At 70.2% G+C, this 25813-nt stretch carries 25 protein-coding genes; 3 read left to right on the top strand and 22 right to left on the bottom strand.

The genetic code is table 11. From position 1 onward, the window contains the following. Positions 1-46: 46 nt before the first annotated feature. The 5 genes from KSO98_RS16690 to KSO98_RS16670 all read right to left on the bottom strand — a co-directional run bounded on the left by KSO98_RS16690 (position 47) and on the right by KSO98_RS16670 (position 8469). On the bottom strand, positions 47-2308 hold the full coding sequence (locus KSO98_RS16690; protein WP_225286836.1) for a phospholipase C: 2262 nt from the start codon (positions 2306-2308) through the stop codon (positions 47-49). A gap of 75 nt (positions 2309-2383) precedes the next feature. Next, positions 2384-3634, bottom strand: a complete 1251-nt coding sequence (locus KSO98_RS16685; protein WP_225286835.1) for a Dyp-type peroxidase — start codon at positions 3632-3634, stop codon at positions 2384-2386. Beyond that, entirely contained in the window at positions 3631-4896 is a 1266-nt protein-coding gene (locus KSO98_RS16680) for an EfeM/EfeO family lipoprotein (RefSeq protein ID WP_225286834.1), read from the bottom strand. The genes KSO98_RS16685 and KSO98_RS16680 overlap by 4 nt, the downstream gene beginning before the upstream one ends. 174 nt (positions 4897-5070) lie before the next feature. Continuing rightward, positions 5071-7086 carry a purple acid phosphatase family protein gene (locus KSO98_RS16675; protein WP_225286833.1) on the bottom strand — a complete coding sequence of 672 codons (2016 nt, stop codon included), beginning with the start codon at positions 7084-7086 and terminating at the stop codon, positions 5071-5073. Positions 7087-7218: 132 nt separating this feature from the next. Beyond that, positions 7219-8469, bottom strand: a complete 1251-nt coding sequence (locus tag KSO98_RS16670; RefSeq protein WP_225286832.1) for a HupE/UreJ family protein — start codon at positions 8467-8469, stop codon at positions 7219-7221. A gap of 113 nt (positions 8470-8582) precedes the next feature. Here KSO98_RS16670 and KSO98_RS16665 point away from each other — a divergent pair, with 113 nt between their 5' ends. Beyond that, positions 8583-9269, top strand: a complete 687-nt coding sequence (locus KSO98_RS16665; RefSeq protein ID WP_225286831.1) for a type 1 periplasmic-binding domain-containing protein — start codon at positions 8583-8585, stop codon at positions 9267-9269. A 26-nt stretch (positions 9270-9295) separates the two neighbouring features. Here KSO98_RS16665 and KSO98_RS16660 read toward each other — a convergent pair whose 3' ends face one another. The 6 genes from KSO98_RS16660 to rpsB all read right to left on the bottom strand — a co-directional run bounded on the left by KSO98_RS16660 (position 9296) and on the right by rpsB (position 13813). Then, on the bottom strand, positions 9296-9661 hold the full coding sequence (locus KSO98_RS16660; RefSeq protein WP_225286830.1) for a hypothetical protein: 366 nt from the start codon (positions 9659-9661) through the stop codon (positions 9296-9298). 19 nt (positions 9662-9680) lie between these two features. Continuing rightward, positions 9681-10544 (bottom strand): phosphatidate cytidylyltransferase, encoded by an 864-nt coding sequence (locus tag KSO98_RS16655; RefSeq protein ID WP_225286829.1) that lies wholly within the window; start codon positions 10542-10544, stop codon positions 9681-9683. A gap of 39 nt (positions 10545-10583) precedes the next feature. Next, positions 10584-11138 (bottom strand): ribosome recycling factor, encoded by a 555-nt coding sequence (gene frr / locus KSO98_RS16650; RefSeq protein WP_225286851.1) that lies wholly within the window; start codon positions 11136-11138, stop codon positions 10584-10586. Between the two features lie 51 nt (positions 11139-11189). After that, on the bottom strand, positions 11190-11903 hold the full coding sequence (gene pyrH, locus KSO98_RS16645) for a UMP kinase (RefSeq protein ID WP_225286828.1): 714 nt from the start codon (positions 11901-11903) through the stop codon (positions 11190-11192). 173 nt (positions 11904-12076) lie between these two features. Continuing rightward, on the bottom strand, positions 12077-12886 hold the full coding sequence (gene tsf / locus KSO98_RS16640) for a translation elongation factor Ts (RefSeq protein WP_225286826.1): 810 nt from the start codon (positions 12884-12886) through the stop codon (positions 12077-12079). A gap of 45 nt (positions 12887-12931) precedes the next feature. Beyond that, on the bottom strand, positions 12932-13813 hold the full coding sequence (gene rpsB / locus KSO98_RS16635; protein ID WP_225286825.1) for a 30S ribosomal protein S2: 882 nt from the start codon (positions 13811-13813) through the stop codon (positions 12932-12934). 319 nt (positions 13814-14132) lie between these two features. On the opposite strand from rpsB, the gene KSO98_RS16630 reads away from it, so the two are divergent. Both KSO98_RS16630 and KSO98_RS16625 read left to right on the top strand, forming a co-directional pair. Further along, complete coding sequence (locus tag KSO98_RS16630) at positions 14133-14780, top strand: M23 family metallopeptidase (protein ID WP_225286824.1); 648 nt, start codon at positions 14133-14135, stop codon at positions 14778-14780. Positions 14781-14866: 86 nt separating this feature from the next. Continuing rightward, on the top strand, positions 14867-15817 hold the full coding sequence (locus tag KSO98_RS16625; protein ID WP_225286823.1) for a tyrosine recombinase XerC: 951 nt from the start codon (positions 14867-14869) through the stop codon (positions 15815-15817). Between the two features lie 14 nt (positions 15818-15831). Here KSO98_RS16625 and dprA read toward each other — a convergent pair whose 3' ends face one another. From dprA to rimM, 11 genes are all read right to left on the bottom strand, one after another. Beyond that, positions 15832-16992, bottom strand: a complete 1161-nt coding sequence (gene dprA, locus KSO98_RS16620; protein WP_225286822.1) for a DNA-processing protein DprA — start codon at positions 16990-16992, stop codon at positions 15832-15834. After that, complete coding sequence (locus tag KSO98_RS16615) at positions 16989-18572, bottom strand: YifB family Mg chelatase-like AAA ATPase (protein ID WP_225286821.1); 1584 nt, start codon at positions 18570-18572, stop codon at positions 16989-16991. The genes dprA and KSO98_RS16615 overlap by 4 nt, the downstream gene beginning before the upstream one ends. Further along, complete coding sequence (locus KSO98_RS16610) at positions 18572-18940, bottom strand: YraN family protein (RefSeq protein ID WP_225286820.1); 369 nt, start codon at positions 18938-18940, stop codon at positions 18572-18574. The genes KSO98_RS16615 and KSO98_RS16610 overlap by 1 nt, the downstream gene beginning before the upstream one ends. A 137-nt stretch (positions 18941-19077) precedes the next feature. Then, positions 19078-20811 (bottom strand): pilus assembly protein TadG-related protein, encoded by a 1734-nt coding sequence (locus KSO98_RS16605; RefSeq protein ID WP_225286819.1) that lies wholly within the window; start codon positions 20809-20811, stop codon positions 19078-19080. After that, positions 20811-21311 (bottom strand): TadE/TadG family type IV pilus assembly protein, encoded by a 501-nt coding sequence (locus tag KSO98_RS16600; protein ID WP_225286818.1) that lies wholly within the window; start codon positions 21309-21311, stop codon positions 20811-20813. Before KSO98_RS16600 ends, KSO98_RS16605 begins: the two co-directional genes overlap by 1 nt. A gap of 140 nt (positions 21312-21451) precedes the next feature. Then, on the bottom strand, positions 21452-21760 hold the full coding sequence (locus tag KSO98_RS16595) for a DUF2469 domain-containing protein (RefSeq protein ID WP_225286816.1): 309 nt from the start codon (positions 21758-21760) through the stop codon (positions 21452-21454). A 73-nt stretch (positions 21761-21833) separates the two neighbouring features. After that, positions 21834-22562: a ribonuclease HII gene (gene rnhB / locus KSO98_RS16590; RefSeq protein ID WP_225286815.1), complete on the bottom strand. Its 729-nt coding sequence runs from the start codon at positions 22560-22562 to the stop codon at positions 21834-21836. Next, positions 22559-23410 (bottom strand): signal peptidase I, encoded by an 852-nt coding sequence (gene lepB / locus KSO98_RS16585; protein WP_225286814.1) that lies wholly within the window; start codon positions 23408-23410, stop codon positions 22559-22561. Before lepB ends, rnhB begins: the two co-directional genes overlap by 4 nt. A gap of 93 nt (positions 23411-23503) precedes the next feature. Next, entirely contained in the window at positions 23504-23854 is a 351-nt protein-coding gene (rplS, locus tag KSO98_RS16580; RefSeq protein WP_225286813.1) for a 50S ribosomal protein L19, read from the bottom strand. Positions 23855-24055: 201 nt separating this feature from the next. Continuing rightward, positions 24056-25225 (bottom strand): tRNA (guanosine(37)-N1)-methyltransferase TrmD, encoded by a 1170-nt coding sequence (gene trmD / locus KSO98_RS16575; RefSeq protein WP_225286812.1) that lies wholly within the window; start codon positions 25223-25225, stop codon positions 24056-24058. Further along, positions 25225-25812 (bottom strand): ribosome maturation factor RimM, encoded by a 588-nt coding sequence (gene rimM, locus KSO98_RS16570; RefSeq protein ID WP_372457799.1) that lies wholly within the window; start codon positions 25810-25812, stop codon positions 25225-25227. The genes trmD and rimM overlap by 1 nt, the downstream gene beginning before the upstream one ends. Position 25813 lies beyond the last annotated feature (1 nt).

The following is a 25813-nucleotide window of genomic DNA, read 5'->3' as shown; positions in this document are numbered from 1 at the left end:
AGCTCGCGCTCCGGGGCCGCTGCTCGAGCGGGTGCCGCGGGTCGGATCAGGCAGCAGCCTTGACGGCGGCCAGGTCCCTCTTGACCGCCTTGGTCAGCTTGGCGACCTTCTTCTTCCAGATCGCCTTCTTGTGACCCTTGGCCTTCTTGAGGGCCTTCTTGGCGGCCTTCAGCTTGGCCTGGTCGGCCTTCAGCTTCGCCTGCGCGGCCTTGAGGGCGGCGTTCGGCTGGCTCGGAGGCGTGGCGGCACGCTGGACGGTGCCGTCGGTGTTCAGCAGGACCGGCGCCAGGTGCGGAGCGGCGTTGAAGTCGAAGAGCTCCTTCAGGTCGCTGTACTGCGAGTACTTGTCGAACGACGCACTGGCCGCGAGACCGGTCTGGTTGTCGTCGACGCGGGCGCCGCCGAGGAAGTTGTCCTCGATGAAGCTCACCACCGACGACTGTGCTGAGAGCGTGTGGTCGACGAAGTTCGTCTTGGCGTACGGCGAGATGACCAGGAGCGGCAGACGCTGCGACGGTCCGCAGCGGTCGGCCCAGCCGCCGTCGTCCATGGTCGCGCCGGTGTTGGCCGGCGTGGTGCAGATGGCGGTGTTCTGGCTGGTGGCCGTGTCCGCCGAGCCGTTCAGGATCTTCGGGGCGACCTGGTCGTAGAAGCCGTCCGAGTCGTCGTACGCGATCACGATCGCGGTGTTCTTCCAGTACGAGGACTTCTCGATCGCGTTGACGGTGCGGACCAGGAAGTGCTGCTCGTCGAGCGGGTCCGAGTTGCCGCCGTGCGCGTCCTCGGCGCGGATCGGGCGCAGGTAGGAGACGTCCGGGAGCGACGCGCCGTCCTGGTTGTTGACCGCCTTGTAGAACCACGACAGGTCGTACTCGTGCTTGGCGGCGCCGTCCTTGCCGATCTCGGCACCGCCGGTCGGGGCGACGTGGGTCGGGTTCGACGTCGACTTGTAGTACTGGAACGGCGCGTGGTGCGAGTTGTAGTCACCCGAGGTGTTGACGACGCTGAGCAGGCCGCCGTCCGGGTTGGTGGTGCGGGTCTTGCCGAAGCTGCAGATGGCGCTGCTGGAGGCGGCGTCCGTGGCGGCAGGGAGGCTCGGGTCGTGGAAGCCGCCCATGAAGGAGCCCCACGTCTTGCCCTGCGCGGTCAGCAGGTCGCCCACGCTCTGGCCCTGAAGCTGGACGCCGATGCCGTTGTCCGGGCAGATGTCGCCCGCGGGCGTCGGGTCGCCGGTGATCGAGCCGACGACCCCCTTGCTGTGGTCGCTCGCGTCGATCCACCTGAGGCCGTCGACCGTGCCGGCGGCGTTCGGCTGCTTCGCGGTGACGTCGGTGACGTTGCCGGAGGCGTCCTTGGTGACGCTCGTGGCGGCGATGACCGGGGCCGTGGCCGTGGCGTCGCCGGCGTTGTTCGCCTTGAGCGGGTAGCTCTGCCAGTTGGTCGCGTCGACGGTGACGGTGGCGTCGGCGTTCGGGGTCGCGTCGGTGCCACCGTTGGCGTACTTGTTGTACGGGTAGCCGGTGATCGTGTCGATGACGGTGCCGACCGGGTAGTACAGCTTGGCGCCGGCGGTCGAGCCACCGGCGATGTTGGCCGCCCCGACCGTGGAGGGGCCGAAGTTGTTGGCCCAGGAGTTGTCGCTCATCGCGTAGCTCTGGGCGTAGTTCCACAGCCCGGTGACCACGTTGCCGTCGGTGTAGGACATCGACAGGCCGTTGCGGCCGAACTCCGAGTTGCCGGCAGGGGCCGTCGCCGCGGTGTTCGCGCAGGCGGCGTTCGAGGAGGTGTTCTCGACGAAGCGGTCCATGGCGCCCGGAGCCTGGGTGGCGGAGCCGAGGACGGCCTTCTGCTCGGCGGCGTAGCCGTGGCCCTGGGAGCAGGTCCAGGCCTGGTCGTAGCCGAGGCGGTAGGGCGCGACCGTGTTCGGGTTCACCCCCGGCTTGCCCTTCGCGCCCGGGACGACCGTGTTGGTCACGGACGTCCCGGCCATGCCGAGCAGGCCCGAGTTGGCGCCGGTGAAGTTGGTGATCGTCTGCGAGGAGTCCGGCAGACCGGCCGTGCCGGCCTTGGCGGTGAACGACGGACCGCCGGTGTTGGCGGCGTAGGGGTAGGTGCCGAAGTAGTGGTCGAACGAGATGTTCTCGTCGAAGAGGACCACGACGTGCTGGATCTTGCCGCCCGAGACGGACGGGAGGCCAGCGGCGTGCGTTTCGGGGGCGCTGAAGGCCAGCGAGCCGCCGACCACGGTCGCGGCCGCGACGCCTGCGCTCGCCGCTACACGCAGGCGAGCCGACTTCTTGTTCCTCACTAGAATGAGCCTTTCGGTTGTAGGTGTCCCATATCGATGACCGGAAGGCCTGGGGGTCGGGTGGCAGCCCGGCCCTCAGGCGAACATCCCCCGACCAAGCCAGTCGTCGCTCCCCCGGACGCCGGGGAGGGCGAAGAAGTAGCCGCCGCCCACCGGGAGGATGTAGTCGGCGAGCGACTCCCCCTCGAGTCGGCGCTGGACCGTGGCGAACTGTCGCTCCAGGTCCTGGTTGAACGTCGTGAAGAGCAGCCCCATGTCGAGGTTGCCGTTCACGTCCATCCCGGCGTCGTAGTTGTAGCCGCGGCGGAGCATACGCTGGCCGGTGGTCGCGGAGCGGCCCGAGTCGGCCGCCAGCCGGATGTGGGCGCCGAGCGCGATCGCCTCGCCCTTGTACTCCGTGTTGAAGTCGGGGGCGTCGCTCTCCTCGGTGCCGGTCAGGGGCGCCCCGGACGCCTTGTCCCGGCCGATCAGCGTGTTCTGCTCGCGCACCGAGACGCGGTCCCAGAACTCGACGAGCATCCTGATCTTGCGTACGACGTGGTACGAGCCGCCCTCGACCCAGGCCGGCTCCGAGCCGCCTGCGTGGGTCCACACGAGCTCCTCCTCGTGCCCCGCCACGGCGCTGTTGGCCGTGCCGTCCTTGAAGCCCAGCAGGTTGCGGGGAGCGCCATCGGGGCGGGAGGGCGAGACGAAGCCGTCCTGGCGCCAGCGCGCCGCGAGGGATCCACGGGTCTCGCGCAGCAGGACGCGCAGCGCGCGGTTGACGGTGTCCTGGTGGTCGGCGCAGACCTGGATGAGCAGGTCACCGTCGCAGATCGAGCGGTCGAGCAGGTCGTCGGCGAAGGCCGGCATCATGACCAGACGGTGCGGCCTCTTGGCAGCGAGGCCGTACCGGTGGTCGAAGAGGCTGGCGCCGACGCTGACCGTGATGGTGAGCCCGTCGGCCGGGACCGACGGGCCGCCGAGCACACCGTTGTCCAGCGACGTCCCGGTCATGCCCACGTCCGGTGCGACGCCGCCAGCGGTGAGCCAGCGCGCGGCGGTCGTCAGCGCCTTGAACATCGCGACGAGCTCCGCACCGTCGGCCGCCTCGACGTCGAGGGCGAGATAGGCGGCTGCGGCCTGGGACGGCGTCACGATGCCCTGCTGATGAGCGCCCTCGAACGGGTAGACCGTGTCGGCCGGTCCGGCGGAGGTCGCGTCGCCACCGGCCGCGGCGTGCGCCTCGCCTGCGAAGGCGGCGACCGCGCCGCCGCCGAGGGCGGCCGCGGCGACGGCACTGCCGAACAGGCCGCGCCGGCTGACGTCGAAGGAGCGGGGTCTCATGCCGGGCCTGCCTGCACCGGGTCGAGCACGACCGCGATCTCGGAGAGGTACTCCACGGTCTGACTCAGGATCGACTCCAGTCGCCGCTGCTGTGCGATGGACAGGCGCCCGTAGGGCGTCCAGGTGTCGGTCCCGGCGCGGTGGAAGGTGTCGACGTACCTCGCGAGCCGGTCCAGCCAGGCGTCCGTCACCGCGAGGTCGGGGTCGCGCTCGGCCAGCAGGTCACGCAACGGGGCGATGACGTCGCGGGTCGCGTCGACCATGGCATCGACGTCGAAGAGCGTCAGGTGCGCTCCGGCGTCGTCGCGACCCGTGAGCTCGAACCGCAACGCGTCCTCGAGGATCTCGTGGCTGCGCAGCCCCATGTCGGTGTTCGAGGGCTGCACCGGATTGTCGAAGGTCGCCGCCACCTTCGTCACGTCCGCGAGGAGCCGGCGGGCGACCGGGACGGCGCTCTGGCGCAGGTACGCCGTGACGCGGGCTCGCGCGCGCTTCGCCGCCCGGCTCCGCGGGCCGGCCGGGACCGGCTTCGCGTGCCAGAGCACCGCCTCGAGCTTCGGGAGCCCTGTCAGGTGCGGATCGGTGAGCGGTGCGACTCCTGGCGTGACCGGAGAGTCGATGGCGTCGCCGAGGTCGCCGAAGGCGTCGTACGCGGCGCCGAGCAGGAGGTACTGCCGCTGCGCCCTCATCCAGGCGTGCCGGGCGGCGAGCAGGTGGCCACGGCGCAGCGCGGTCGTGAGCGCGGAGACATCGCCCCGCAAGCGGCTCAGCTGCCCGGCCGTCCAGGCGCTGTACGCGTCGACGGGCTTGATGAAGTCGAGCTCGGAGGCCGGCAGCACGCCGGGCGTCGTGGCGCCCCGGTAGTCACCGGTGAGGGTCCAGGACGGTCCGGCGAAGGCACGTCCGTCCGCCCCACCCATGCAGAGGAACCGGTACGTGCCGGCCGGAAGCGCGAGCGTGACCGATCGGGCAGCACCGACGCCGAGGTCCTCGACATCGACGAAGATCCGTCGGGACGCGACATCCTGGATCTGGACCTCCTGGACGAGGGCCGCGGAGTTGCTCAGGGCGAACGTCAACGGGCCCGCGCTCCCGCCCGTCCAGCCGTTGCCGCAGGCGGCCTGGCCGACGTCGACCGGCGATCCGGCGACGCCCGACGCCTCGTCGGCGGCGGCAGCCGAGAGGACACCCACTCCGAGCGCGGCGACGAGCGCACCGACGCCGACCGTCCGCGCGGTCGCGCCCCGAGCGGCGAACCCCATCCCGTACTCCTGTCCGCCCACCCGCGCATCGGGAGGCGGGGCTGACTGTGGCGGACGGGCCCGAACGATGGGCCGAGGTTTTACGTACGGCGGGTGAAGGCTGCCATGAAAGAACCTGGCTATGAATGACCTGTGGCCGGCCCTGATCGCTCAGGGCCAGCCACAGGACTCATCTCAGAACTGGCTGCGGATCTGCTGGTACGCGGCCAGCTGGGCCTTCAGGCTCGCCTTCTTGGCGCCCTTGGCCTTCTTGATCTGCTTGGTCAGCTGGGTGATCTTCTTCTCGACCTGCTTCTCGGTGATCACGGTCTTGGTCACCGTGGACGTGACCGTCACCGTCGGGGCCGGGACGGGCGGAGCCGTCACGGTGACGGTCGCGGTCGGGACCGCCGTCGGCTGCGCGGTGACGGTCACGGTCGCACCCGGCACCTCGATGGTCTTGACGCCCGAGTCCGGGAAGGCGTTGGTGTTGCCACCGCCCAGGGTGAAGGAGTCGGACAGCGCACCGGCGGTCTGCATGTGGTGCGGGTCGGCAGCGAACTCCGGGCGCTGGTCACCGAGCGCGGCGAGGACGTCGTCGGTGTAGGCCTTGGTCGTCGAGGGGTCGATCCGCTGGCCGGCCTTCTTGGTCTTGACGGCGGCGTTGGTGTCCGCGTCCCAGTCCTGGGAGGCGATGTTCTTCACGGCGAGCTTGTCGCCGGTGACCGTCACCTGGACGAACGTCGGGGTGTAGGTCTGGCTCTCGACCGAGTTGGCCCAGTGCCGGGTCTGGTTGGCGTCGTTCTTGCCGGCCAGGGCGTCCGGACCGTAGTCGCCACCGTTCTTCGAGGTGTCCGGCGTGGTCAGGTCGTAGTACTTCGAGCCGGACGCCGAGTCGGCGGTCACGTAGATCACGCCGCCCGGGCCGGTGACGACGGCCTCGGCGCCCGGCTGCTCGGCGGTGTTCGCCTTGTTCGGAGCGGTGCCCGCAGCGCTGGACTTGAGCTCGTAGGAGCGCGAGTAGGCGTGGTCGTGACCCTGGATGACCAGGTCGATGCCCTCCTGGGACATCGTGTAGGTCAGGTCCTTGCGGCGCTGGCTGTTGTCGGCGTCGTTGGCGTGGTCGGCCGGCGAGTAGATCGCGTGGTGGAACGTGACGACCTGCCACTTGGTGCCGGTGCCGTGCTTCTCGACGACGTCCTTGATGTACGCGGCGTGCGCGGCGTCGGCGTTGCCACCGACCTGGTCGGCGTACGCGTTGGAGTTGACGTCGATGAACAGCACGTTCTTGTACGTGTACCAGTAGTCGCCACCCGGACGGTTGGCCGTGGTGCCGCCGTCGCTGGTGCGGGTGAAGAGCGCGTTCTGGTCGTCGTTCGGGACGGTGAAGTGCTGGTTGTACGCGCGGCCCGACGGGGTGGACACGCCGTTGACGTTGTCGCTGTAGGCGCCCTCGTGGTTGCCGATCTGCGGAGCGTAGGTGATCTGCTTGAGGACGGGGCTGATCGAGCTGCCGTCACCCGCGGCCGAGTTGTCCGGGTCGGCCCAGTTGGACCAGTCGTACTCGTTGTTGGCGTGCTCGACCTGGTCGCCGGTGGAGACCAGGAGCTCGGTCTGCGGCGCGTTCTTCGCGATGTAGTCGAGGGTCGTGGCCCAGCCGCGGCCGTCGAGGTGCGTGTAGCCGGAGGAGCCGATCTGCGGGTCGCCGAACGCGGCGAAGGTGAAGGAGTTCTGGTCCGCGGTACCGGTGGAGAAGGTGTACGGCGCCGACCAGGCGCTGCCATCGGAGGAGCCGACGCGGTAGCTGTAGGTCGCCCCGGGCTTGAGGTCGTGCAGGGCGACGTGGGCGTTGTAGAAGCCCGTCTGCCCGGTCAGGGTCTCGGCGGAGCCGTCGTCCTTCTTGGCCGCGCTGTCGGTCTCCGAGTCGCGGACCGAGTTCGGAGCCGAGGTCGCGACGACCGTCTTGGCCGTCGCGGCGTTGAACGTCGCGCCCTCGGAGATCTGGACCGACTGCTGAGCACTGGCGTGGGTGTACCAGTGGACGATCTTCTCGCTCTGGTTCGACCCGACGCCGAGGACGATGTCGATCGGCTTGTCATCGGCGGCGTGGGCGCTGGTGGCGCCGTAGACCGTAAGGCCGGCGAGGGCCGTCAGCGAGCCGGCACCCAGCGCCACCGCGCGACGCGCGCGGGACGAGTTGGTGAACTTCATAGGGTTCCTCTTCCAAGGGAATCAGTGGTGAAGCCGAACGTCCGAACTCTGACGATGCCTGGTAAATCCCTGGCAAATACCTGGTCGTGGGGCGGGGTCGGGCAGCGGATCACTTTGCATGCATCAGATGAATCAGGCGCCCTCGCCGATCAGCTCGAAGCCGAAGACCCGCTGGCCGAACCACACCAGCCCGACGATCGCGACGACGAGGGCGATGCCGGCCGAGACCCACAGGGCAGTCCGCGGGGCACGGTGGCGCAGCAGCATCAGCACCGGGAAGATCGCGACGATCAGCCCGATCTGGACCGACTCGATGCCGATGTTGAAGATCAGCAGCGACCAGAGCAGCTGCCATGACCAGGCGTGATCGATGCCGAGTGCGCCGGCGAAGCCCATCCCGTGGACCAGGCCGAATCCGAAGACCACGGCGAGGCGGGCCCAGCCCGCACGGTCCAGCGCGAAGTGGCTGCGGCCGGCGACGTCGAGGTCGGCGGCATGCTCGCCGCGGCGCCAGACCCGCCACAGGTACCAGCCGGCGGTGGCTGCGATCGACAGCGCGATGAGCGGCTCGATCACGTCGGCCGAGCCGTGGACGAGGCCGAAGGCGGCCAGGATCAGGGTGGTCGAGTGGGCCAGGGTGAACGTGGTGGCCGCCAACACGACCTCGCGCAGGCGGCGCGACCCGACGATCAGCGCTGTCAGGAACAGCAGATGGTCGAGGCCCTTCAGCAGGTGCTCGGCGCCGAGGCGCCAGAACTCTCCGAACCGCTGCTGCCAGCTCTGCTTGGTCGAGAACGACGGGTGCTCGCTGTCGAGTCCGGCGGTCCCGGTGCGATCGTCGAGGTCGTACGTGACGATCGACTTCGCGCCCTTGACGTAGCCCTCCTCATCCCCGAAGAGCGTCGAGGAGATCACGTGTCCGGTGCGGAGCACGTCGGCGTTCGCATCGCCCGGGCACGCGTAGTCGACGACGACGTTCGCGTACGGCACGGACTGCTCGGGGTTCATCCTCACCGAGACGTCGGACTCGAGCCTCGGTGCGCAGGAGGCGCCGGCGTAGTCCACCCCCAGCCGATCCGCGATGTAGCTCTCGACCGCGGCGCGGTGCTCCGTGACGGCCTTCGTCATGGCGGCGAAGTCGCCGTCGTCCCAGGCCGGCTGGCCCTCGCGGTAGAAGGGGTCGTCCTGCTGTGTGTCGGCGACCGAGACCAGGAGGAGGTCGTACTCGAGCCCGAGCCTCACCTGGACCTGGCCGGGTGCCGGCGAGGTGGCGTCGACGTAGATGACCGTGGTGAAGCCGTGGGCTGACGCCGGGGCGGAGAGACCCAGGACAGCGAGGAGGCCGACGAGGGCGGCGAGCAGCAGAGAACATGATCGTGGCATGACCGGCGAAGACTGTCGGCCACCGGTGAACGGCCCATGAACGGTGCAGAAGGGCTCGGCGACCGCCGTCTTGCCGTTGGTAACCGTGGGCCCACGTCGGGTAGGAAGTGCGGGTGATTCGTCGATCCGCCCTCGCCACGCTCGCCCTGGGCGCGCTGCTCAGCCTGTCCGCCTGCGGGCATGACTCCGCCGCGGCCCCGTCGTGGGAGCCCTCGCGGGCGCCGCAGGCCCAGGGCCGGCTCGGCCACGGCTTCTGGGACCCGGCGGACCCGCCGGTCCCCGAAGGCACCATCACGCCCGCCGCGGGCTCGTGGGACGACGTCCGGCCGAAGCCCGGGTATCGCGTGGCGCTGCTCGTGGACGGTGTGACATCGCGTTCGAGTCTCCAGACCGAGGTGCTGCGCGCGGCGGTCGAGGCGTGGGGCGCGAGCGTCGAGGCGAAGGTGACCGACTTCGTGGCGACCCGGCCGCACGACTACGTCGCCACCATCCAGAAGGCGCTCGACGCCAAGCCCGACCTGGTGATCAGCGTCGGCAACGGCCTGACCGATCCGGTCGCGATGGTCAGCGCCCCGAATCTGGAGACGCCCTTCCTCATCGTCGGAGCGCAGGTCGCGGAGCCGACCGCCAACGTCACCGCCGCCGACTGGATCGGCGCGATGTACCGGGGCGAGGGGCTTGGTCTGCCCGCGCAGTACGACCCGAAGACCTTCACCCCCGAGCGCGCCGGTCGCGCGGTACGCGCCGGCGTGGCGGCCGTGCTGACCGGCCTGACGGGCATCGTCGTCGAGGTCGCCTGAGCACCGACGGCCGCGCCCGGCCCGGCTCAGCCGCGGGAGACCATGTACCAGAAGACCCCGCCGCCGACGCCGACCACGACGACGGCGGTACTGATCATCCCGAGCCACATGTAGAGGCCGAACCTGCGACTGCGGGGCGCGAGCACCAGCAGCAGCGGCACGACGAGGGTGACCAGCACGAACGGGAACAGGTCCTCAGCACGCTGCTGACCCACGACAGCGGCCAGGATCGCGGCGTACAGGCCCGGGACGAGGATCGCGAACAGCAGCCCGGCGTAGAAGCCGCTCAGGGCCGCGAACGTCGGGTGGTCTCGGTGCCACCAGTCGGACGTCGCGACCGGCTCATCGGTCGCGGGCTCCGTGGTGGTCGTGCCGGGCTCGTCGGTGCTCATCCCAGCCACCGTAACCCACTCAGAAGACGGCGTAGTGGAGCAGCAGCCAGATCGGGGCGATCGTGGCGAGCAGCGAGTCGAGCCGGTCCATGATCCCGCCGTGGCCGGGGATGATCTGGCTCATGTCCTTGACGCCGAGGTCGCGCTTGATCACGGACTCGACCAGATCGCCGAGGACCGCCATCGCGACCGCGATCACGCCCAAGGCCACGCCGACCCACCAGTCGCCGTCCAGCAGGAACCGGACCAGCACCTCACCGGTCACGATCGTGAACAGCGCCGAGCCGGCGAAGCCCTCCCAGGACTTCTTCGGCGAGATGACCGGGGCCATCGGGTGCCTCCCGAAGAGGACGCCGGCGATGTAGCCGCCGATGTCGGAGGCGATCGTGACCAGCACGAACGCGATGATGCCCTTCACGCCCGCGTCGACGCCGGTCTGGTCGAACGTGCCGCCCTCGCGCAGCATCAACGCCACGAAGGAGCCCAGGAACGGTAGGTAGATGAGGGTGAACACCGAGGCGGAGGCCGTACGGACGTACCCCTCGATGCCGCGGTGCAGCAGCCAGAGCATGACCGTCAAGGCGGTCACCGCCGTGACCGCGACGAGCGCGTCAGCACCCCAGACGTAGGCGACGATGATCATCAGCGCACCGCCCAGCATCAGCGGCTGCTCGGGGAGATCGAGGTCCTTGGCCATCAGGCCGCGGCGCAGCTCCCAGATGGCGATGACCATGATGGCCACCACCAGCACGATGAAGGCGGTCTTCCAGATGAACAGCGTGGCCGCGGCCGTGCCCAGGAGCACGACCGCGGAGCCGATCGCGGCAGGGAGGTTGCGCCCGGCCCGCCCGTAGTCCTTCTTCGGCTTGTTCGAGGAAGGCATGGCGGTGCCTGTCGAGTCCCCCATCTCGGTGTGAGCTCCTCAGACCTCGAGGAGCTCGGACTCCTTGCTCTTGAGCATGGCGTCGATCGCGTCGGTGTGCTTCTTGGTGGTCGCGTCGAGCTTCTTCTCGGCACCGGCGACGTCGTCCTTGCCGACCTCGCCGTCCTTCTCGAGCTTCTCGAGGTTCTGCTTGGCCTTCTGACGGACCTGGCGGACCGAGACGCGGCCCTGCTCGGCCTTCTCCTTGGCCTGCTTGACGAACTCCTTGCGGCGCTCCTCGGTCAGCTCGGGGAAGACCGCGCGCAGCACCTTGCCGTCGTTGGACGGGTTGATGCCCAGGTCGGAGTCGCGGATGGCCTTCTCGATCGCCGGCATGGCCGAGGCGTCGAACGGCGCGATCAGGATCGTGCGGGCGTCCTGCGAGGTGAAGGTGGCCAGACCCTGCAGCGGCGTCGGGGTGCCGTAGTAGTCAGCGGTGAGCTTGTTGAAGACGGCGGGCGTGATGCGGCCGGCACGGATCGTGTTGAAGTCCTCACGGGTCGCCTCGACGGACTTGCCCATCTTGTCGTCGGCCTCGTTGAGGATGTCGTTGATCGCCATGTCGCTCCTAGTCCGGTTCTTTCTGGTGCTGCTGCGCTTGCTCGGTCAGCCGGCGCTGACGAGCGTACCGATCTTCTCACCCTGCACGACGCGCAGGATGTTGCCCTCGGGCTCCATGCCGAAGACGACCATCGGCAGCTTGTTCTCGCCGCACAGGGCGAAGGCCGTCTGGTCCATGATCTGGAGGCCCTCGGTGAGGGCCTGGTCGTACGTGAGGGTGTCGTACTTGACCGCGTCGGCGTGCTTGTTCGGGTCGGCGGAATAGACGCCGTCGACGCCGGACTTCGCCACCAGGACGGCGTCGCACTGGTTCTCCAGCGCACGCTGCACCGCGACGGTGTCGGTGGAGAAGTAGGGCATGCCCATGCCGGCGCCGAAGATGACGACGCGGCCCTTCTCCATGTGGCGCATCGCCTTGCGCGGGATGTACGGCTCGGCGACCTGACCCATGGTGATGGCGGTCTGCACGCGGGTGTCGACGCCCATCCGCTCGAGGAAGTCCTGGAGCGCCAGGCAGTTCATCACGATGCCGAGCATGCCCATGTAGTCGGCGCGGGAGCGCTCCATGCCACGCTGCTGGAGCTCGGCGCCGCGGAAGAAGTTGCCGCCGCCGGTGACGACCGCGATCTGGACGCCGGAGTCGGCGACCGCCTTGATCTCACGGGCGACCTTCTCGACGACGTCGGGGTCGACGCCGACCTTGCCGCCGCCGAAGACCTCGCCGGAGAGCTTCAGCAGCACTCGCTTGTAACCGGTCACGTGTGGTCCTTCCGCGGGGTGTTTACAGGTGAGAGTAGTGCGCTGCGCGCAGTGTGCTCGTTCGCTGGGCACGAACGGCGAAGGCCGGTCCGATGAACACGACGTGTGTCATCGGACCGGCCTCCTGAAGTGTGTTGCTTGGTTCCCTCTGATCATGACGCCGAGGCGTCAGATCACAGGCCGACCTCGAAGCGGGCGAACTTCGTCACCGTGGTGCCGGCAGCGTCGAGGACCTGCTTGACCGACTTCTTGGCCTCGAAGACCGACTCCTGGTCGAGGAGGACGATCTCCTTGAAGAAGGCGCCGATGCGACCCTCGACGATCTTGGCGACGGCAGCCTCCGGCTTGCCCTCCTCCAGCGTCTTCTTGGTCAGCACGTTCTTCTCAGCCTCGACGACGTCGGCCGGGACCTGGTCGCTGGTGAGGAACTGGGCCTTCAGCGCGGCGGCCTGCTGGGCGGCCTGCTTGGCGGCAGCCTCGTCACCCGTGTACTCGACGAGAACGCCGAGGGTCGGGGGCAGGTCGGAGGCCTTCTTGTGCAGGTAGACCGTGGTGTTGCCCTCGAAGTACGCGACCTCGCCGAGCTCGATCTTCTCGCCGATGGTGCGGGCGAGCTCGTCGACGGTCTCGCCGACCGTCTTGTCGCCGAGCGAGACGGCCTTGAGCGCCTCGGCGTCGCCGACCTTGTTCGCGTTCGCGGCGTCCGCGATCGCCTGGGCGGCGTTCACGAAGGCCTCGTTCTTGGCGACGAAGTCCGTCTCGGCCTTCAGGCTGATCAGGGCACCGCCCGAGGCGGCGACCAGACCGGCCGAGGCCTCGCGCTCGGCGGCACGGGCGGCGGCCTTGGCGGCACCCTTGACGCGGAGCAGCTCGACAGCCTTGTCGAAGTCGCCGTCGGTCTCGTCGAGCGCCTTCTTGCAGTCCATCATGCCGGCCTGCGTGAGCTCACGCAGCTTCTTGACGTCGGCAGCGGTGTAAGCCATGTCTTGTCCTTAGTACGTGGTGTGTACGGGTGAAGGAGGCTCGGATCAGGCCTCGGCCGGAGCCTCAGCAGCAGCCTCGGTGGCCTCAGCGGCCGGAGCCTCGGTCGCCTCGGCAGCGGGGGCCTCAGCGGTCTCGGCAGCGGCGGGTGCCTCGGCAGCAGCCTCGGTCTCGGCCGGAGCGAGAAGCTCCTTCTCCCACTCGGCGAGGGGCTCAGCGGCCTCGGCACCCTTGGCGCCGGAGCGGGCGACGAGGCCCTCGGCGACGGCGTCGGCGACGACGCGGGTCAGCAGGCTGACGGCGCGGATGGCGTCGTCGTTACCCGGGATCGGGAAGTCGACCTCGTCGGGGTCGCAGTTGGTGTCCAGGATGCCGACGACCGGGATCTTGAGCTTGCGAGCCTCCTCGATGGCGAGGTGCTCCTTCTTGGTGTCGACGATCCAGACGGCCGACGGGGTGCGCGTCATGTCGCGCAGACCACCGAGGGTCTTCTCGAGCTTGTCCTTCTCGCGACGGAGCTGGAGGAGCTCCTTCTTGGTGCGGCCGGAGCCGGCGACGTCGTCGAAGTCGAGGAGCTCGAGCTCCTTGAGGCGGTTGATCCGCTGCGCGACGGTCTGGAAGTTGGTGAGCATGCCGCCGAGCCAACGCTGGTTGACGTAGGGCTGGCCGACGCGGGTCGCCTGCTCGGCGATCGCCTCCTGGGCCTGCTTCTTGGTGCCGACGAACAGGATGGTGCCGCCCTTGGCGACGGTCTCCTTGACGAAGGCGTACGAGCGGTCGATGTAGGCCAGCGACTGCTGCAGGTCGATGATGTAGATGCCGTTGCGCTCGGTCATGATGAAGCGCTTCATCTTCGGGTTCCAGCGACGGGTCTGGTGTCCGAAGTGGACGCCGCTCTCGAGGAGCTGGCGCATGGTCACGACTGCCATGGTGTTCTTCCTTTATTTCCAGTTATTGGTGCCTGGCGTCCACGCGCGGCCCTACCCCGACAACGGGGACCGGGGGCCGCGCCCGCGAGCGATCGGGGCTTTCGCTCCGACGCGGTCTGCGGACACGCGAAGTCAGCCCAGGTAGGGCTGCTCCGCTCAGCGTAGTCGCTCCCACCGGAGTGGGGCCAATCGCTGAGGAGCGGGTGCAGGCGTGCGATCCCGGCCGGTTTCCGTCCACAGGGCGCCCTTCGCGCAGGGCTTTCCCCAACCCGTACGGAGGAGCGTGCGACAGGGGCCCGCTCGGCAGGAGGCTGGACCCATGAGTGCTGCTGCGATCACCACCGGCCGGATCCGCCGCCCGGGCGTGCGCCTTCTCGTCGTCCTGGCGGTCGCGGTCCTGCTCCTGCTCCCGAGTGCGGCGCGGTCCGCGACCGTGGGCGGCGCCGGGGCGGCGGTTCCGGCCGGTGCGTGGCCGCTCTCCCCCGCGCCCACCGTGGTGCGTCCCTTCGACCCGCCCGACTCGGCGTACGGCTCCGGGCACCGCGGCGTGGATCTGGCAGGCACGGTCGGCGCCCCGGTGCGCGCCGCGATGAGCGGGACGGTGACCTTCGCCGGCGCCCTGGCGGGGCGCGGCGTGGTGGTCGTCGACCATGGCGACACCCGGACGACCTACGAGCCGGTCGCGGCGACGGTCGCGGTCGGGGACGCGGTGGCGCAGGGCGCGGTGATCGGGACTCTCACGGGCGTGCAGTCGCACTGCCTGCCGTCGATCTGCCTGCACTGGGGCTGGATCCGCAACGCCGACGACGTGTACCTGGACCCCCTCGGACTGATCGGTCTGGGGCGCTCGGTGCGACTCCTCCCCCTGTGGCGCGCCGCTCCCGCAGCACGTACCCGCACCCCCTCGCCGTTCGCCGCGCTTCCGTACGGCGGCTGGCTGCCGTTGATCGCCCGGCTCCTGGGCTGAGTGGTGGGTCGCGGCAGCGTCCGCTCGCGGGAACCGGTCGCACGTCGCCGCCGGGGCAGCACGCCTGCACGACCTACACTCGGCGTGTGACGGATGAGGCGGAGGCGACTGACGAGCACACGCTGCCCGAGGCGTACGCGCTCGTCGTCGCGGACTACGAACGTCATCTCGTCGCGGAGCGGGACCTCACCTCCCACTCCGTGCGGGCCTACCTCGGCGACATCGTGGGTCTGCTCGATCACATGACGCGGCTCGGGATCACGGATCTGCAGCAGATCGACCTGCGCGCCCTGCGCAGCTGGCTGGCCAAGCAGCAGACGATGGGCCGCAGCCGCACGACGATCGCGCGCCGCGCCACGGCCGCCCGGGTCTTCACCGCCTGGCTCGTCCGCACGGGACGAGCATCGACCGATGCCGGGGCCGCCCTCCGCTCCCCGAAGGCGCATCGCACCCTTCCGGCGGTGCTTCGCGCCGACGAGGCCGAGGCGCTGCTGAGCGCGACCGTCGAGGCCGCAGCCGAGCACGGCGGCCCCCTGGGACTGCGCGATGTCGCTGTGCTCGAGCTGCTCTACGCGACCGGCATCCGCGTCGGCGAGATGGTCGGTCTCGACGTCGACGACCTCGACCGGCAGCGGAACGTCGTCCGCGTCCTCGGCAAGGGCCGCAAGGAGCGGACGGTGCCGTTCGGCAGGCCCGCCGCTGACGCGCTCGACCGGTGGCTCACCGAGGGTCGCCCGAGCGTCGTTCGGGACGGCTCGGGGCCGGCCCTCTTCCTCGGCGCCCGCGGAGGGCGGATGGATCAGCGCGCCGTCCGGACCCTCGTCCACAAGAGTGCGGCCGCCGTCCCGGGCGCACCTGATCTCGCGCCGCATGGGCTGCGCCACACCGCTGCGACCCACCTCCTCGAGGGCGGCGCCGACCTGCGTTCGGTGCAGGAGCTGCTCGGGCACGCGTCGCTCGCGACGACCCAGCTCTACACCCATGTGAGCACCGACCGGCTCCGCCGGGCGTACCAGCAGGCACACCCGCGCGCGTAGCGACCGTCCGACACCTAGGCCTGAGCCACCGGCAGCGCCGGTGTCTGGAGGGCGACGGGGGTCAGTCGCCATCCGTCGCCGGCCAAGGTGACGAGTCCACGGCTCTCGAGCACCCGCAGGGCGCTCTCGACGACGATGATGCTGATGCCGCTCGCCTCGGCGATCGCGTCGATGCGGGCACCGGTGCCGGCGGGCATGGCGTCGAGCACCCGCTGCTCGTTCAAGGTGACCTGGTCGCGCGGCAGGGTGGGCGCGGGCTCCTCGTTGACGAGGTACTCCCCCATCCCGCCGACCATCTCCAGCACCTCCTCCCCGCACGTCACCAAGGTCGCCTCGCCGGAGCGGATGAGCCGGTGGACGCCCTCGGAGGCGCCGCTCGTGACCGGTCCCGGGACGCCCATCACCGCGCGGCTGAGACGGGTGGCCCACGTCGCCGTGTTCCGGGCGCCGCTGCGCCGACTCGCCTCCACGATGACGGTCCCGCGTGCGGCGCCGGCGATCAGCCGGTTGCGACTCAGGAATCGCAGCCGGGTGGGGGCGGCACCCGGGGCCTGCTCCGAGACGATCGCTCCGTCGCGCGCCAGGATGTCGAAGAGGCGGCGATGGCTGGGCGGATAGACCCGGTCGGCACCGCATGCCACCACGCAGACGGTCGGCGTGCCGACCGCGAGGGCTCCGCGGTGCGCGGCGATGTCGATGCCGTATGCGCCGCCGGAGACGACTGTGAAACCGGCACGGCCCACGTCGGCGGCGATGCCGGAGGCAATATCCGCGCCGTACGTCGTCGCCGCTCTGGCCCCCACGATCGCCACCGACCGGGTGAGGGTGGAGAGGCTGAGCGGCCCGCGCACCCAGAGCCCGATCGGTGCGCCGGTCCGCTCGTAGAGGGGCGTGACCTCGTCGAGCGGATCCATCTGCTCGGGCCACTCGTCGTCGCCGGGGACCACGTAGCGCATCCCGCTGCGTTGGCCGATCTCGAGCTGTCGGCCCGGGTCCACCGTCCGGAGCCGCGCGGCGATGTCGATCTTGGGCACGTCGTGCTCGCCGCTGCGGAGCAGCTCGAGCAGTCTGACTCCGCCGAGCTGGGCCGTGACACCGGCGATGCGGAAGTCCCCGGGCTCGAGGATCTGGCTGAGCGCCAGCCGGGCGAGCCGCTCCTCGTCGGTGGCGCTCATCCGGCCCGCTCCGAGACGATCGCGGTCGGGAGCGCATGTCCCTGTCGCAGCGACAGGGCGACGCTCGCTTCGTACGTGCCCGGGATCGGTGCGCCGCGCAGGTCGGCGACGGTCCACGCGAGCCGGTGCACCTTGACCGCGCCACGTCGGGAGAGCCGGCCCTGCCCGATCTCGTGGTCGACGGCCTTCTGGGCCTCGCGGGTCATCGGCCAGCGCTCACGCAGCGCCGCGCTCGGTGCCTGGCCGTTGAGCCGCCAGTCGTGCTCGGCATAGCGGAGCGCCTGCCGCCGCCGCGCCTCGGTGACCCGCTCGCGGACCGCGGCGCTCGTCTCCTGGACCACGAGCGGGTCGTAGGTGAAACGGGCCGCGGTCAGGTGCCGCACGACGTCGATCCGATCCGCGATCGGGCCGCGCATGCGCAGGTCGTAGTCGCGGCGTTGGACCGGGGTGCAGGTGCACTCGGGGCTCTTTCCGCCGGTGCTGTTGCCGCAGGCGCACGGGTTGGCTGCGAGGACCACCATGCTGCGCGCCGGCATCGTCACGGCCTCCTCACCACGCGCGACCGTGATGTCGCCGTTCTCGAGCGGCTCGCGGAGCGCCTCGATCACGTCGGTGCGGAAGAGCGGGAACTCATCCATGAACAGCACTCCCCCGTGCGCGAGGCTGATCAGGCCCGGCCGGACCCGACCGCTTCCCCCGCCGACGACCGACGCCTTGCTGGCGTCATGGTGCGGCGCCGAGAACGGCGGCCGGGTGGCCATCCCCAGCGCAGGGTCGAGGGCGCCGGCGAGGGACCGGATCGCGGTCAGCTCCACCGACTCCGAGGTCGTCAGGTCGGGCATGATGCTCGGGATCCGCTCGGCGATCGAGGTCTTCCCACAGCCCTTGGGGCCGTCCAGCAGCATGTGGTGGCCGCCCGCCGCCGCCACCTCGACCGCGTACTTCGCGTCCTCGAGACCGACCAGGTCGGCCATGTCGACCTCCTCGAGGCGCTCGGCGCCGCGCCAGGCGAGGAAGCGGCCACCGGACAGCGGCGGGACGGGAGGAGCCTCGGGCACCTCGGAGTCGGTGAGGGCGGCGACCACCTGCCGTAGTGAGCGCAGGCCCAGCACGGTCATCCCAGGCACCATCGACGCCTCACGGGCCTGGGGCTCGGGCACGAAGACATGCTGGATCTCGCGCTTGGAGGCGGCCAGCACCATCGGCAGGACCCCGTGCACGGACCGGAGGCCGCCGTCCAGGGCGAGCTCGCCGATGAACGCGGTCGACTCCAGGGCCCGCGGATCCACCTCTCCGGTGGCGGCGAGGATCGCGACCGCGATCGCCAGATCGAAGTGTGCGCCCGACTTGGGCAGGTCCGCCGGCGAGAGGAGCACCGTGACTCGCTTGGTCGTCCCGGCCCACGCGAGATCGGAGTTCTCGATGGCCATCCGGACGCGGTCGCGGCCCTCGTTGAGCGCCGAGTCGACCCGCCCGACCAGGGTCGTGCCGACCTGGCCGGGCGAGACGTCCGCCTGGACGTCGACAAGGTGGCCCACCGCGCCGCTGAGGGCGACGCAGTGCGCGGTGGCGACGGCCATCAGCAGAGTCCTCGGACGTGCTCGACGTGAGCCGCTCCCCGGTCCGGGCGCAGAATGGCGACCAGGTCGATCCGGGTCTCGGGCGGGACGAGACCGCGTGCGGCGATCCACTCAGCGCCCAGCCGCTTGAGTCGCTCGAGCTTGGCGGGCGTGATCGCCTGGTGCGGAGTGCCGTATGCGTTGTCGTAGCGGGTCTTCACCTCGCAGATCACCAGGGTGTCGCCCTCGCGCAGGACGAGGTCGATCTCGCCGGCGGCGCCGCGCCAGTTGCGGTCGAGCACGACCAACCCCTGCCCGATGAGGTGCCGCTCCGCGACCGCCTCGCCGTAGCGCCCCATCGCCTGCCTGCTCGCAGCTGTCGTCGTCATCGCATGCCTCCGTCCGAGATCGGAGCATCAGCATCCGGCGATGGACCGACAGCGCGCGACGGCCAGATCACGCGCTGTGGAGAATCACGTCCGGGCGCCTTCTGTGGACGAGAAGTGGCCGGATCCGTACCGAAGGGTCAGCCGACGAGCTTCGGTGATCCGCACGCCACGGAGTCGGCATACACGTCCGAGCCGGCGAGGCTGAGACCCAGAGCGCTCTCGAGGAGGCTCGACAGGTTGCTCAGGAGCGGCGTGATCACCGCACTCTCGATCAGCGGGATCGTCGCACTGGTGAGGGTGCCGGTGAGGGACGTCAGGGTGATCCCCACCAGCCCGAGCAGACCGGTGGAGCCGTCCGGGGAGATCGCGACAGCCGCGGTGGACAGGTTCAGGTTGCTGGTCGAGCCGCCCGTCGCGACCGGCGTCGCGACGTTGTCCGGCAGCGTCAGCGTGACTGTCTGGGAGGAGGGGCTCGTCGGCGAGGTGTCGATCGTGGCCGTGAGGCTCATCGAGCCGAGGAGCCCGGCGCTCACCGTGAGCGGGACGGTGATCCTCGCCGGCAGGAGGTTGTTGGCCACCGTCACCTTCATCGACGTGGGTGTGCTCGCACAGGAGACCGAGGCGAGCACCCCGTGGCCCTGCGCTGTCTTGAGGTCGAGGGTGATCGGACCGGCGGAGACGCCGAGTCCCAGGATGTTCGGCAGGGCCGTCAAGACGGACGCCGTCACCTTGAGCCCGACCTGTGCCGTGTCCGCGCTCGCCTGCATCGGCAGCCCGCATGCGAGCTTCGGGTGCGCGATGATGGCGAGCGTCGTCGTGGCGTTGACGACGCCGGGCAGGTTGACGTTGAGCCCGGGGACCGAGACGAAGTTCGTACCGTTCGCGAACTCGGCCGCGCCGGCGACGAGATCGAGCGCGTTGAGGGTGAGCCCGGCTGCCGACCCGCCGCCCAGCGAGGCACCGAGGAGGTCCCCCACGGTGATCGGCGTGCTGCCCGTCGCTGCGCTGAGCTTCACCTTGAGCGCGCTCAGCACGGCGGCATCCGCCGTGTCACCCTGGTTGGTGAGCGCGGTGATCATGGCGACGTAGAAGCCTGACAACGTGGTCTGGGTCGCCAGGAGCTGGTCGTACGAGCCGGCGCCGAGCGCAGTCTGGAGTCCCGCGACGCTCAGCTGGGTCGACGCCAGGCCCTCATAGCTCAGCGCGCTCGTGTTGATCCCGGAGCCGAGCGCACCGAGCAGTGGTCCGAGCACCGTCGAGTTCCCCGCGTTGATGCTCACCGCGTACGAGCCGAGCCGGAAACAGGCCAGGTCGGAGGCCTGGGACACCGACGACCGGCACACGCCGCCCTGGCTGAAACCCATTGCCTTCGCCAGCCCGAAATCGACCTTGTTGCTCACCGACACGACAGCCGCGTTGGCCGTCTTGCCTGCGGGGATCGGATAGGTGACGTAGCCGGTCACCGACGACGCGCCCGAGCAGCCCCGGCTCTGATCGCTGGCCCAGGTGCCGCTCGGATCCACGTACCCCGCCTTCGCGACCACGGTCGGCGCTCCCGCGCCGATCGCGCCCTGGTCGAGGTGGGCGCTGGTCTGCGCCGCCGTGGTGAGGCAGGAGTCGATCTGAGCCTGGGTCTGCGCGACGCCTCCGACGGTGGCACAGCCGCTGAGGGCGCGGCCCGCGTCGAGAGCCGCGGTGTCCGCGATCGCCTGGACGTCGCGGCGCGCGATCCGCTGCATCCCGATGTCGACCGCGAACGCACCGAGGGGCACCACGACGAAGCAGATGATGAGCGCCATCATGATCGCGACGGCACCCCGCTGCTCCCATTGCCGTCGGTGCCCGACGCACCGGCGCAGCGCTGCTCGCATCAGCTCACCTGCACGACGGAGCTGAATGAGAGGCTCGAGGGGAGCGTGAAGCCGAAGCCCGGGATGGTAGGCAGCAGCGAGTGGGCGCGGTAGGGGTAGGTCACGTAGACCTGGACGCAGGTGTGCGTCGTGGGACATGTGGGAGCCGGCGCTGTCGGGCTGCCGGCCAGCGTCCCGGAGAACGGCGAGCTGATGACGCAGCTCAGGTTGTTGGTGCCACAGGTCATGTTGTAGGTCGACAGCGCCCCGGCGACAGCGGTCTTCGCTGCTGCCGTGGACTGGGTCGCCGTCGAGGCGCCCACCGCGGCGCGGGCCCCCTCGGAGGCAGCCTGCGAGAGCGCCTGGCGGAAGCTGAACATGTAGGCGTACGCGATGATCCCGAAGACCAGCAGGAGCAGCGGGAACAGGATCAGGGCGAACTCGACGGCCGCGGCCCCACGCTCGCCCGCGCGTACCTTCGCCATCGCCCGCTCCTCGCCCCCTGCGCGCAGTGCGCTCACCGCTCCGATCGTAGGTCGCAGCGGGCAGGGGCGGCACGACATTGCGTCCCGCGAAGGTAGTCCTTTCGGGCTATTCGTCCCTCAGGCGTGCCGCCCTCCGGGCGGCGCGCGCTCGCAAGCTCGGCTCTCGGCCTCGCTCCTCAGTCCTTCGGCAGGTCGAGCTCAGAGGGGCTGAGCTCCTCGACGTTGACGTCCTTGAACGTCAGCACCTTGACGTTCTTGGCGAAGCGCGCGGGGCGGTACATGTCCCAGACCCAGGCGTCGCTCATCGAGACCTCGAAGAAGACATCGCCCTGCTCGGTGCGCGCCTTCACGTCCACCTGGTTGCACAGGTAGAAGCGCCGGTCGGTCTCGACGACGTACTTGAAGATGCCGACCACGTCGCGGTACTCCCGGTAGAGGGTCAGCTCCATCTCGGTCTCGTACCGCTCGAGGTCCTCCGCGCTCATGCGAGCCTCCCGAGGACACGAGCGCAGCGAGGCCCGCAGGGAGGCGAGTCGTGAGTGCGAACGGGCACGGTGCTCATGACGCCGATCCTAGGCGCTCCCCCACGTCCACCCCGACGCCGGGGAGGCTCCAGGAGCGACGGTGGTGGATCGAGGGGCCGTGCGCTGCCAGCGCGGCGATGTGCGCGGGCGCGGAATAGCCCTTGTTCTCCGCCCACAGGTACACGGGGAACTCCTCGTGCAGCTGGATCATCAGCGCGTCCCGCGCGGTCTTGGCCAGGATCGAGGCGCCCGCCACGCCGGCGCACTTCATGTCGGCCTTGATCATCGTGGTCACCGGCGGCACCCGTACGCCGCTGTCCTGGAGCGCCGGGACAACCGGAGGGCCGCCGAAGAGCGCGTCCTGCTCGGGCTCGCTGAGGTAGTCGTGGTTGCCGTCGAGCAGGATCGCGTCCGGCATCACGCTCAGGGCGGCGAGAGCGCGATGCCCGGCGAGGCGCATCGCCGCCATGATCCCGTACGCGTCGATCTCGCCGGGGCTGGCGTGGCCCACCGCGTGCGAGAGCGCCCAGCGGCGCACCTTCGGGGCGAGCCGCTCGCGCATCTCGGGTGAGAGCAGCTTGGAGTCCCGGACGCCCTGCGGAGCCGTGCGCGTCTCCAGCGAGATCACCACCATGCCGATGCTGACCGGGCCGGACAGCGCGCCACGACCGACCTCGTCGGCGCAGGCGAGGTGGATGGCGCCGCCGGCGGCCAGCGACTTGAGCAGCGTGCGCTCGTGGCGCAGCGACGGCGCCACGCTCATGGCGCGGGGACGTCCTCGAAGTCGGCCGGGCGGTGGATGATGTGCGCGCGACCGGCGGGCCACACCAGCGAGACGACCTTGCCGACGACGTCGTCGACCGGCACCCACGGCGAGTCGGAGCACTCGGTCTCGTTCTTGGTGCACAGGTGGTAGCTGGAGTCGGCGGAGTTGTTGCGGTTGTCGCCCATCACGAACAGGTAGCCGTCGGGGACCGGTCCGGCTGTCCAGTGCTTGACGTTCGGCATCGGGCCGTAGCAGGTGCCGGGGTCGGCGGTGCCGCAGGCGTGCTCGGCCGGGCGCGCGTAGGAGGACTCGTCGAGCGCATGCCCGTTGACCGTGATCTGGCCCTTGTTGTTCACCGAGATGACGTCACCGGCGACGCCGATCACACGCTTGACCAGGTGGCCGCCGGTCGGCACGAGCCCGACGCGGGAGAGCACCTTCGAGACGACGCCGGTCGCCTGGCTGTCCTCCTCACCGGTGAGCCAGCCGCCCGGGTCGGAGAAGACCACGATGTCGCCGCGGCGCGGCTCGCCGCCGCCCCAGTACGACGGCTTCTCCACCAGCACCCGATCGTCGACCGCGACACCGGGGCCGCCCTGCAGGCCCGGCTCCATCGACGCCGAGGGGATGTAGAACGCCTGGACGAAGAACGACTTGATCACGATCGCGATGAGCACGGCCAGGACGAGCAGCAGGATCGACTCCTGCCACACCGGCAGGCCGTGGCTCTTGCGACCGGCGTGCTTGGCGCCGCGCTCGCCGCCCTCCTCGGGGGAAGCAGAAGACCGCGACCCCTCCGGCTCCTCGTCGAGGAAGATGGAGAGATCGCGGTCTTCGGAAGTCACGCGCAGAGCCTAGAGGCTCCGAGGTGAAGATCAGGCCTCGGCAAGGTCAGATCCGGCGTTGCTTCGCGTCGCCGTTCGGACCGCCGCGACGTTTCACGCCTCGCGGCGCTCCTTGATCTTCGCCTTCTTACCGCGCAGGTTGCGCAGGTAGTACAGCTTGGCACGACGCACGTCACCGCGGCTGACGACCTCGATCTGCTCGAAGATCGGGGAGTGCAGCGGGAAGGTGCGCTCGACGCCGACGGAGAAGGAGACCTTGCGGACGGTGAAGGTGCGGCCGATGCCGGCACCGTGGATGCGGATCACGACGCCCTGGAAGACCTGGACACGGGAGCGCGAGCCCTCGATGACCTTGACGTGGACCTTGACCGTGTCGCCGGCCTTGAAGTCGGGGAGGTCGGCGCGCTTGTTGACGTTGCCGATCTCGGCAAGCAGGTTGCTCATGGTTGCTCCTCGCGAATGCCACAGGTCGGCCGCGGGTGTTCGGATCTCGAGTTGATGGTCCTCGTCGAGCAGGCCGGCGGCGTCAGGCTCCCCCTGTGGCAGAAGCCCGTCGCAGATCCTCCGCTCGTGTTCTCCGGAGCGATCCTTCGGCCGACGTGGACCAAGGCAGGAGTCTGCCACAGGCGCGCACGCCTGCGGAAATCATCCCCGCTTGCGTACGGGCTTGCTGAGCAGGACCGCGCCGGGCAGCGGCTCCGCCCCCGCCACGGGCCGGTAGCCCGCCTTCTTGTACGTCGTGAGGTTGCGCGTGCTGCGCGCCCCGGTGAAGAGCTGCAGCTCGCGGACCGCGGCAGGGGCGATCCGCTCGATGTGACCGAGCAGAACCCGGCCCAGGCCGCGGCCTTGGAGGTCCGGGGCGACCATCAGCCGGCCGATCTGCCAGACCGTGCCGTCGCTCGGGCAGATCCTGCCGCGGACGGAGCCGATGAGCCGGCCGCCGGAGCGGACGACGTAGGTGTCCCACTCCCCCAACCCGGCCTCGACCTCGGCGAGCGTCTCGTGCAGGGCCGGGATGGCGAGGTCGTCGTTGGCGATCGCCTCCTGGACCCAGCAGGCACGCTGGAGGGTGAGCAGCTCGGGCCCGTCACCGCGCACGGCGGGCTCGATCGTCCACTCGGTCGCGGTGGCGCTGGCATGGAGCAGATCTGGGCGACGCTCGGCGGTCCGCTCGAGCTGCTGCTGGCGGCGCCAGGCGGCGACCTTCCCGTGGTCGCCCGACAGGAGCACCGGCGGGACCTGGTGGCCGCGCCACTCCTGCGGCTTGGTGTAGACCGGGTACTCGAGCAGGCCGTCCTCGTGGGACTCCTCGACGAGGGAGGCGGCGTTGCCCATGAACCCGGGCAGCAGCCGGACCACGGCCTCGGTGATCGCCAGCGCGGCCACCTCGCCGCCGTTCAGGACGTAGTCGCCGAGGCTGATCTCGCGGACCTCGGTGCGCTCGCGGGCGTGGTCGATGACGCGCTGGTCGATGCCCTCGTAGCGGCCGACGAGGAACATCAGGCGCTCGCGGCCGGACAGCTCTCGGGCGAGCGCCTGGCTGAACGGCTCACCGCTCGGGGTCGTCACGATGACGGTGGTGCGCTCGTCGAGGCCGAGCTCGTCGAAGGCCTCGCCGTACGGCTCGGGCTTCATCACCATCCCGGCGCCGCCCCCGTAGGGCGTGTCGTCGACCGTACGGTGCTTGTCGCGGGTCCAGTCGCGCAGGTCGTGGACGTGGATCTCGAGCAGTCCGGACGCGACCGCCTTGCCCGGGAGCGAGAGCTGCAGCGGCGCGAGGTAGTCCGGGAAGATCGTCAGGTAGTCGAGCCGCATCAGGCGCCGGTGTCCTGGGGGTCCTGGGGCTCGTCGTCGAGGATCGAGGGATCGAGCAGGCCGGGGCGGTCGGCGACGACGACCTTGTTGGCCGCGATGTCCACCTCGGGTACGAGGGCGGCGACGAAGGGCACCAGCACGTTGCGTCGCGTCGGGGTGTTGATCTGGAGGAGGTCCTGCGCGCCGCCGTGCAGCAGCCCGGTCACCTCGCCGCGCAGGGCCCCGTCGGTGTCGAAGACCTGGAGCCCGACCAGCTGGTGGTCGTAGAACTCGTCGGGGTCCTCCGGGGTCGCGTCGGCCGGGATGTCGGCGTAGAGCAGGATGCCGCGGGCGGCCTCGGCGGCGTTGCGATCGGGGATCTCCGCGAAGACGACGTGCAGCACGCCCTGGTGCCAGCGGATGCCCTCGACGGTGAGCTCGGTGAGGGTCAGCGCCGACCCCTTCGGCGGTACGGCGCGCAGCCGCGCGCCCTCGGCGAAGCGCCGCTCGGGCTCGTCGGTGCGGACGTCGATGGTGACGTGACCGCGGATGCCGTGCGGCTTGCCGATGCGACCGATGAGGACTTCGATGGACTCCACGGCGGACATT

Source organism: Nocardioides nematodiphilus, assembly GCF_020216525.1.
GTDB lineage: Bacteria > Actinomycetota > Actinomycetes > Propionibacteriales > Nocardioidaceae > Nocardioides > Nocardioides nematodiphilus.
The sequence above is the reverse complement of the archived record's forward strand: the minus strand, read 5'-3'. Positions and strand labels throughout refer to the sequence as shown.

Excerpts from the sequence above, each read along its gene's own strand:
- KSO98_RS16615 (WP_225286821.1), bottom strand. The coding sequence starts at position 18,572 with ATGGCCGTCGCCACCGCGCACTGCGTCGCCCTCAGCGGCGCGGTGGGC.
- trmD (WP_225286812.1), bottom strand. The coding sequence starts at position 25,225 with ATGCGGCTCGACTACCTGACGATCTTCCCGGACTACCTCGCGCCGCTG.
- KSO98_RS16610 (WP_225286820.1), bottom strand. The coding sequence starts at position 18,940 with ATGACGACGACAGCTGCGAGCAGGCAGGCGATGGGGCGCTACGGCGAG.
- tsf (WP_225286826.1), bottom strand. The coding sequence starts at position 12,886 with ATGGCTTACACCGCTGCCGACGTCAAGAAGCTGCGTGAGCTCACGCAG.
- KSO98_RS16685 (WP_225286835.1), bottom strand. The coding sequence starts at position 3,634 with ATGAGACCCCGCTCCTTCGACGTCAGCCGGCGCGGCCTGTTCGGCAGT.
- KSO98_RS16670 (WP_225286832.1), bottom strand. The coding sequence starts at position 8,469 with ATGCCACGATCATGTTCTCTGCTGCTCGCCGCCCTCGTCGGCCTCCTC.
- KSO98_RS16660 (WP_225286830.1), bottom strand. The coding sequence starts at position 9,661 with ATGAGCACCGACGAGCCCGGCACGACCACCACGGAGCCCGCGACCGAT.
- rpsB (WP_225286825.1), bottom strand. The coding sequence starts at position 13,813 with ATGGCAGTCGTGACCATGCGCCAGCTCCTCGAGAGCGGCGTCCACTTC.
- dprA (WP_225286822.1), bottom strand. The coding sequence starts at position 16,992 with ATGAGCGCCACCGACGAGGAGCGGCTCGCCCGGCTGGCGCTCAGCCAG.
- KSO98_RS16680 (WP_225286834.1), bottom strand. The coding sequence starts at position 4,896 with ATGGGGTTCGCCGCTCGGGGCGCGACCGCGCGGACGGTCGGCGTCGGT.
- KSO98_RS16630 (WP_225286824.1), top strand. The coding sequence starts at position 14,133 with ATGAGTGCTGCTGCGATCACCACCGGCCGGATCCGCCGCCCGGGCGTG.
- rimM (WP_372457799.1), bottom strand. The coding sequence starts at position 25,812 with ATGTCCGCCGTGGAGTCCATCGAAGTCCTCATCGGTCGCATCGGCAAG.
- rplS (WP_225286813.1), bottom strand. The coding sequence starts at position 23,854 with ATGAGCAACCTGCTTGCCGAGATCGGCAACGTCAACAAGCGCGCCGAC.
- KSO98_RS16655 (WP_225286829.1), bottom strand. The coding sequence starts at position 10,544 with ATGCCTTCCTCGAACAAGCCGAAGAAGGACTACGGGCGGGCCGGGCGC.
- KSO98_RS16675 (WP_225286833.1), bottom strand. The coding sequence starts at position 7,086 with ATGAAGTTCACCAACTCGTCCCGCGCGCGTCGCGCGGTGGCGCTGGGT.
- rnhB (WP_225286815.1), bottom strand. The coding sequence starts at position 22,562 with ATGAGCGTGGCGCCGTCGCTGCGCCACGAGCGCACGCTGCTCAAGTCG.
- KSO98_RS16595 (WP_225286816.1), bottom strand. The coding sequence starts at position 21,760 with ATGAGCGCGGAGGACCTCGAGCGGTACGAGACCGAGATGGAGCTGACC.
- KSO98_RS16605 (WP_225286819.1), bottom strand. The coding sequence starts at position 20,811 with ATGCGAGCAGCGCTGCGCCGGTGCGTCGGGCACCGACGGCAATGGGAG.